Origin of the sequence: Streptomyces sp. NPDC048420, from assembly GCF_040651535.1 — a bacterium.
Taxonomy (GTDB): Bacteria; Actinomycetota; Actinomycetes; order Streptomycetales; family Streptomycetaceae; genus Streptomyces.
Window position 1 is genome coordinate 1 of record NZ_JBEZKG010000077.1, and the last position, 1,483, is coordinate 1,483.

The 1,483-nt window shown below is 68.6% G+C and carries 1 protein-coding gene; it reads left to right on the forward strand.

Annotated features, from left to right (window positions below):
- Positions 1-42: 42 nt before the first annotated feature.
- A complete protein-coding gene (locus tag AB0D34_RS47260; protein ID WP_362674396.1) occupies positions 43-1,281 on the forward strand; it encodes an IS4 family transposase in 1,239 nt (412 codons plus the stop codon).
- Positions 1,282-1,483: the final 202 nt, after the last annotated feature.

Genomic DNA, 1,483 nt, shown 5'->3' on the forward strand with positions numbered 1-1,483 from the left:
CAATACCGGTGACTTTGGGGTTTTCGGGTCGTTGGGTGTGGTGTGCCAAGGCCCGGACAGGTGAAGTCGTCGTCGGATGACCGGTTTTCGGATCGAATCGCGATTGGGGTGCTGACCCGCGCGTTTCCGCCGGAGTTGGTGGATGAGGTGGTCGCGGGATGTGGCCGGGTCGAGCAGCGCCAACGGCTGCTGCCCGCCCGGGTGGTGGTCTATTTCGTGCTGGCGATGTGCCTGTTCTCTGGGCAGGGCTATGAGGAGGTCGCCCGACTCCTGACGCACGGACTTCAGCGGATGGGCCGGTGGAAGGGGACCTGGCAGGTGCCGACCACCGCGGCGATCGGCCGGGCCCGTCTGCGGCTGGGCCCGGAGCCGCTGAAGGCACTGTTTGCCCGGGTGTGCCGGCCGGTGGCGACCGAGGACACGAGCGGGGCCTGGTATCGGGGGTGGCGGCTGGTCGCGGTGGACGGCACCACCTTCGACGTGCCGGACACCGAGGCCAATGCCGCCTTCTTCGGCCGCCCGGGAGTCAGCCGCGGACAGGAGAAGAGCGCCTATCCGCAGGTGAGGGTGGCTGCGCTGGCCGAATGCGGCACCCACGCTGTCTTCGCGGCCGAGGCCGGACCGCTGGCTGTCCATGAAACCGAGCTGGCCCAACGCCTGTTCAGCTCACTGACGCCAGGGATGCTACTGCTGGCCGACCGGGGCTTTCGCGGCTTTGACCTGTGGCGGGCCGCCGCCGCAACCGGCGCCGACCTGCTGTGGCGGGTCAAGAACGACGCCGTACTCCCCGTCCGGGCCCTGCTGAAGGACGGCTCCTACCTCTCGGAGATCGTCGCGGCCCGGGACAAGAACCGTCGCGCCGACCCGGCCCGGGTCCGGGTGATCGAGTACACCCTCGGCCGCGACGGCAGCGACACGGTGTACCGGCTGATCACCACCATCCTGGACCCGAAGGCCGCCCCTGCCGCGTCGCTGGCCGCGCTGTACGCCCAGCGATGGGAGATCGAGAGCACGCTGGATGAGATCAAGACTCATCTCGGAGGCCCCCGCCTAGTCCTACGCTCCCAGCACCCCCGCGGCGCCGAGCAGGAGATCTTCGCCTTCCTGCTGGTACACCACGCTCTGCGAGACCTAATGCACCAGGCCGCACAGCAATCCGAGCAAGACCCGGACCGGATTTCCTTCACCCGCACTCTGCGCGTCGTCCGCCGCCACGTCACCGACCAGGCGGCATTTTCCCCCCTCTCGGCTGGCCCGGGCACTGGTCACGGCCCTGCATGAGATCCGCGAACGGCTCTTGACACCCCGGCGGTTGCGCTCCAGCCCGCGCGTCATCAAGCGCAAGATGTCCAACTGGAAGCTCAAACGCGCCGAGCACCACGATCCGCCCCGGCCGGACACTCCCCGCGTGACCCTGGTCGGGCCGACCAAGACCAGGCCGACCCGCCGGAAGACAACCTAAATCACCGGTATTGCCTCTAGC